Consider the following 5,259-nt stretch of genomic DNA (forward strand, 5'->3'; position numbering starts at 1 on the left):
TGCTAATGAAAACATTTTTTGAAAAGTTAGGAATGAACCCAAACTCTAAAAAAAATAAGCGGATAATTAATGAACTAAAACAATATGGGACTATTTCCGCTTAAAAAAGCTGTTTTTATAACGAACTATTGTAATAAATGCTGCCAACCAAATGCAAATAGTTTTCTACTGATGAAAATGCTGGCGAAATGAAAACTATTTGGAAACTTTTATATTCGTAAGGAGAGACTATTTACTATCTCCCTGATATATAAATATGGAGCATGTTTTGACGATAAAATACCGATTTTAATCACATCTCCTTTTTTGAGAATATCACCATCAAATGTTTCATAGGAATCTTGTGCACAAACAGAAGAGAAAGCTACTGTTAAAGATAACAGGGCAAGTAATATTTTTTTCATAAATCGCTGTTGTTTTCACAAAACTATACAAAATTTATCATTATTGAAAATTGATTTTAACGATTTCAGTTTTTGCATAGAATGAAAAAATGAAATTGTTTTTGATTTGTAATTCTTTCCGTAACTTTATTACCTTTGAAAACAAATAAAAATTACATGAAAACATCCATATCATTTTTACCCGATAAAAAACAGGAAGAACTACGTACCATTATTCATGGCATTTGTGAACTGTTGGGTGATGATTGTGAGATGATTATCCTTTTTGGGAGCTATGCCCGTAATGACTATGTAGATTACGACCAACGTACAGAATATGGTGTCCGCACTTATTTTATGAGTGATTATGATATTTTGGTGCTGACTTCCGGTAAGGAAAGTGGATTTACTGTTACTCGTAAACTGAATCGTGTAGAGGAAAACTTTTATCAGGGCAGGCATCATTCGATGACTACCCCTATACAATTTATTCAGGAGACGTTTGAATATTTCAACAAAGCTATAAGGAAAGGGTATTATTTTTATACCGATATTAGTAAAGAAGGTGTACTGCTTTACAATAGCGGCAGGCAAAAGCTATCTGAACCCCGCACCCTGAACTATGAAGAAATAAGAGATTTATCCCGCCAGTATTTTGATGAGAGGTTTAAAAGAGCAAATAGCTTTTTGGCAGATGTTTATAATGCGTTCAATAGAGAAGATTACAAACAAGCATCTTTTTATCTTCATCAAGCAGTTGAAAATCTATATTTTGCGGTAACCTTAACTTTTTCCCTTTATTCTCCCAAAGAGCATAACCTTTTCAAAATATCAGGTTATGCTAAACGGCATACCCTTGAGGTAGCAAAAGCCTTTCCCCGTGATACGGACGAAGAGCAGCGGCTATTCCAGCTTTTAGATGATGCTTATGTGCAGGCACGTTATAATCCCAATTTTGGAGTAAACAGAGAAGATGTTGAAGCCCTAATTACCAAAGTGGAGTTATTGAGGGATATAACGAAAGAGGTATGTGAGGAGAGAATTTTAGAACATGAGAAAATGGCAGATATAAACAACAATACGGTAGAAGAATGAAAAAAGACAAATCCCTGAAAGATAATTCGGCAAAAAGAGTAGCCATCCTGATAGATGGAGACAATGCTTCTTCGGCTAAACTGAATGATATAACGGATCTGGCATCCGGCTATGGGGAAGTGATTGTCAAAAGAATTTACGGGGACTGGAGTAAAACAACACTTTCGAGTTGGAAAGAGCCTTCAAGGGAATTTTTTTACCGCTTAATCGAAGCCCTGCCTTATGTAAAAGGAAAGAACACTACTGATATAGTTCTTGTGATTGATGCAATGGACTTGTTAAACTCAAAAAATATAGATGTATTCTTCATCGTATCGAGTGACAGCGATTATACACCATTGGCTCAGCGCATTCGGGAGGAAGGAGTAAGCGTAATCGGTTATGGAGAGAGCAAAACCCCGATTGCTTTTATCAATTCCTGCAAAAAATTCATCTATTCCGACCGAGAACCGGAGAAGAATCCTAAAGCCGAAAAGGGAGATACCCCTGCCGTATTGCTTCAAAAGGAAGCCGATCTGTTCGACAAGGCATATGAATCGGCAGCCGACGGAAAGGAAGAGGTAACCCTCTCCCAAATCGGTATGGCGATGAAAAAGATAAAGCCGAAATTCAAAACCGGACGCTATGGATGTAAAACGTTGGGAGCTATCTATGAAAAATTAGATAAGTACGAAGTCATACAGACAGGACAGAAAGGTATCTATAATATGGTAAGAAAAAAGTGAAGTGAATACATTATCATAAGAAGCCTCCGATACTACATCGGAGACTTTTCAAATTTTTAGAAAACTTCAAAGAAAATTGGCTGTACAAACTTTAAAAATCACAGATAATCAGAAGATTCTTCTTCATTCGGGGCAATCAGCCATGAATAAATAATATTTATCCATGTAACTATATACGAAATTACCATCATCGTTGTCATAGTTCTTCCTCCTCAGTGTTATCCGAGTTAAACGTAAACGAAAGGACAAAGCTGTTCCCGCCATTATCGAAGAAGTAGATATCTATCGTCTGTTGTTCGTCCGATTTGGAAGTATAATAGAAGTTGAACGATTCTTTTGTCAGATCGTAGTAATCGTTAGGCAAGAGCGGTTCGCTGTCGTTCATCTGCAGCTCGCCCTGCCCGTCAGGCTGGAAATACCGAAATCGGTATGCCGTATTGGTATAATAGCCACTTCGTTCCAGTTGGCATCTGATTTCAACGGTTTCTCCGACTTTCAGCTTTTTCGGGACAGGCAGGTGAGTAACCTCGAATTCATAATCCCGGCGAATATCAAAACGATCGCTACAGGCACACGCTATTGCAGCCAGCAATAGCGTAAAGATGATATAAGATGCACATTTTTTCATTTTCATATTGTTATTACAGTTGTTTTAAAAAAGGGATAATTTTAGAAATACTTTCCTTGGAGCAGAAGCTCAGTTTCCGATAGAGTATATACAGGGTCCATTGCGCGGCAATCGCTTCGGCAATACCCGGGAAAGTCTTGGAGCGGATTCTTCGCCTTTCCTCTATGGGAAGCCGAAATGTTTCATAATGCAACTTACTGTCCGTCCTTCCCGATTTCAGAGTGATAATATCGGGCTTTACCGTTTTGGTAAACATCAGCTTCGGTAAATTATATAACCAGAGACAAGTGGCTTTTCTTTCCGCATCACCGAATTGATAAGGCTGAATTATCTGGTCGGGTTTCCTGTATTTCGAACTCATGATGCCTATCGGGTTCTCGATGGCTTTGTAAGGAATATCTGTCTTTGTCAAACGCATGAAAAAGTCTACAGCCTTTTTTCGGTCTTCATGGATAGTGGGAAAACGTTCCTTTAGATTAGCAGAATAAAACACAAAGAATAAAAATATCTTTGATAATATTAAAAACCAATTAACCAAAGAAAGAAGGTGAACTATACAACGTTCCTTTAGAGTGAGTAACAGTTGTATATTCAAATTCCACAGACCTACCATCCATCCGTTTCCCATCAGAACCAACTATATAAAATCCTGTCTTATCTTTATTTTCTATGCGATTAACAAACTCCCCTTTTTCATTTATTTCCCACTCATCTCTTCCATCAGGGTCAATAAATCTTAACGGATTATTTCGTGCATATGTATAAGGAGAAATCCAATACTTCTTCTCCGCCAACGGATCCACACTCGTAAACCTACCGATCTGACTATCCATATACCTCGCACTATAATCATACAAATTTACCCCATGCATAGCATCCAGCTCCTTGCCATTATACTTATACGGCTGTTTCCCTGCCCCTGTAGTACTTGCAAAGACCGAACCGAAAGGATAATAATGATTCTTCTGAACCAACGTACCACTACTATTAGCCACCACACGGTTATTACCCAGATGGTCATTCAGATAGAAATGATAGGTAGTGCCTTCAATATAACCGCCATCGACCAAAACTCTTTTTAGTACTGACGTAAATATAGCAAGAATGTTAAAAAGTGACAAAGGTGACTCTTACATTTGTTTTTTAAATTATCCATATAATATCAGCGAGGTTGATTTCTTACTTTTGTTGTAAAAAAGAAGGAACCAACCGGTTGTCCAGGGTAAACTATAAAGGTGACTAGTGTCATGTCAATTTGATAATGTCTGACAAATATCGTATATTTGCCACAAAAGCAACTATGGCAATACGATACAAAGTGACATTAACTGAGGAAGAGCGGGCGGAACTTGAAGGCATTTTAAAAAAAGGAAAGCATACCTCATTGGAATTCCGTAATGCGTGTATTCTATTAAATAGTGATGAGAGTACAGCAGGAAAGAAGTATAGTAATGAAGACATAGCACAGATGCTTCATATAACTACGAAAACAGTTGAGCGATTAAGACAACGATTTGTAGAAGATGGTTATGATGCGTGTTTGGGGAGAAAGCCGTATCCAGAAGTAGTCAACATTAAGGCAGATGGAGATTTTGAGGCTCATTTGATTGCCCTGAGTTGCAGCGAAGCACCGGAAGGATATGCTCGCTGGTCATTGAGACTTCTTGCAGACAAGATGGTTGAATTAAAGTATGTTGAGAATGTTTCGCATGAGACAATCAGGCAAACATTAAAAAAAACGAAATCAAACCGTGGCGGGTTCAAGGGTGGATAATACCGCCTTTGCAAAACGGGGATTTTGTATCCTGTATGGAGCGCGTTCTGGATGTATATAAAGAAGCTTATGATCCGCTTCGCCCCGTTGTTTGTATGGATGAATCGCCCAAACAATTAATAAAAGAAACCCGTTTGCCATTAGGGAGAAAGCCCGGCAGTGATACTAAAACAGATTATGAATACGAGCGTTGTGGTGTTGCTAACATATTTATGGTAAATGAACCGCTACGGGGAAAACGCCATGTGAAAGTAACAGAGCGGAAAACAAAAGTGGATTGGGCGCATTTACTCAAAGAAATAGCAGATGATTACTACCCCTATGTGGAAAAGATAAGATTAGTGATGGATAATTTGAATACACATAAGCCAGCTTCTCTTTATGAAGCTTTTCCGCCTCATGAAGCCAAACGGATATGGGATCGGTTTGAATTTATCTACACCCCCAAGCACGGAAGCTGGCTCAATATGGCGGAAATCGAACTTCATGTTCTCAACAGCCAATGTCTCAATAGAAGAATCGGAGATATGAAAACAATGAAAAAAGAGGTGGCTGCCTGGCAGAGAAGTAGAAATAATAGAAGTTCCAAGATAAACTGGCAGTTCACGAATGATAAGGCCAGAATTAAATTAAAAAAACTTTATCCGACAATAT

Annotated in this window: 7 protein-coding genes; 3 read left to right on the forward strand and 4 right to left on the reverse strand. The window is 38.1% G+C overall.

Features of this window, described 5'->3' with window-relative positions:
• Nucleotides 1–209: 209 nt before the first annotated feature.
• Nucleotides 210–404 (reverse strand): hypothetical protein, encoded by a 195-nt coding sequence (locus D0T84_RS21595; RefSeq protein ID WP_163309998.1) that lies wholly within the window; start codon nucleotides 402–404, stop codon nucleotides 210–212.
• 156 nt (nucleotides 405–560) lie between these two features.
• Here D0T84_RS21595 and D0T84_RS21600 point away from each other — a divergent pair, with 156 nt between their 5' ends.
• Nucleotides 561–1,478, forward strand: coding sequence for a HEPN domain-containing protein (locus D0T84_RS21600; protein ID WP_163309999.1), 918 nt, complete (start codon nucleotides 561–563; stop codon nucleotides 1,476–1,478).
• Nucleotides 1,475–2,203: an NYN domain-containing protein gene (locus D0T84_RS21605; protein ID WP_255495528.1), complete on the forward strand. Its 729-nt coding sequence runs from the start codon at nucleotides 1,475–1,477 to the stop codon at nucleotides 2,201–2,203. Before D0T84_RS21600 ends, D0T84_RS21605 begins: the two co-directional genes overlap by 4 nt.
• A gap of 196 nt (nucleotides 2,204–2,399) precedes the next feature.
• Here the strand turns inward: D0T84_RS21605 and D0T84_RS21610 are convergent, their stop codons facing one another.
• Genes D0T84_RS21610 through D0T84_RS21620 form a run of 3 tightly spaced genes read right to left on the reverse strand, consistent with a single transcriptional unit; the run spans nucleotide 2,400 to nucleotide 3,952 of the window.
• Nucleotides 2,400–2,837 (reverse strand): TraQ conjugal transfer family protein, encoded by a 438-nt coding sequence (locus D0T84_RS21610; RefSeq protein ID WP_370525545.1) that lies wholly within the window; start codon nucleotides 2,835–2,837, stop codon nucleotides 2,400–2,402.
• A gap of 7 nt (nucleotides 2,838–2,844) precedes the next feature.
• The gene (locus tag D0T84_RS21615; protein WP_221413165.1) at nucleotides 2,845–3,324 is read right to left on the reverse strand and encodes a hypothetical protein; all 480 of its coding nucleotides are present in this window, start codon (nucleotides 3,322–3,324) and stop codon (nucleotides 2,845–2,847) included.
• 37 nt (nucleotides 3,325–3,361) lie between these two features.
• On the reverse strand, nucleotides 3,362–3,952 hold the full coding sequence (locus D0T84_RS21620) for an RHS repeat domain-containing protein (protein WP_163310001.1): 591 nt from the start codon (nucleotides 3,950–3,952) through the stop codon (nucleotides 3,362–3,364).
• A gap of 179 nt (nucleotides 3,953–4,131) precedes the next feature.
• Here D0T84_RS21620 and D0T84_RS21625 point away from each other — a divergent pair.
• Nucleotides 4,132–5,259, forward strand: a protein-coding gene (locus tag D0T84_RS21625; RefSeq protein ID WP_163310002.1) for an IS630 family transposase whose coding sequence is annotated in 2 segments (ribosomal slippage) — nucleotides 4,132–4,561 and nucleotides 4,561–5,259 — 1,129 coding nt annotated over the 2 segments. Because the reading frame shifts where the segments join, the coding sequence is not laid out codon by codon here. This gene is flagged as partial in the annotation.

The sequence above is a fragment of the Dysgonomonas sp. 521 genome, from assembly GCF_010501055.1.
Classification (GTDB): Bacteria; Bacteroidota; Bacteroidia; order Bacteroidales; family Dysgonomonadaceae; genus Dysgonomonas.

Bases quoted from the DNA above. Each gene is read 5' to 3' on its own strand.
- D0T84_RS21610 (WP_370525545.1), bottom strand. From the start codon at position 2,837: ATGAAAATGAAAAAATGTGCATCTTATATCATCTTTACGCTATTGCTG.
- D0T84_RS21600 (WP_163309999.1), top strand. From the start codon at position 561: ATGAAAACATCCATATCATTTTTACCCGATAAAAAACAGGAAGAACTA.
- D0T84_RS21595 (WP_163309998.1), bottom strand. From the start codon at position 404: ATGAAAAAAATATTACTTGCCCTGTTATCTTTAACAGTAGCTTTCTCT.
- D0T84_RS21605 (WP_255495528.1), top strand. From the start codon at position 1,475: ATGAAAAAAGACAAATCCCTGAAAGATAATTCGGCAAAAAGAGTAGCC.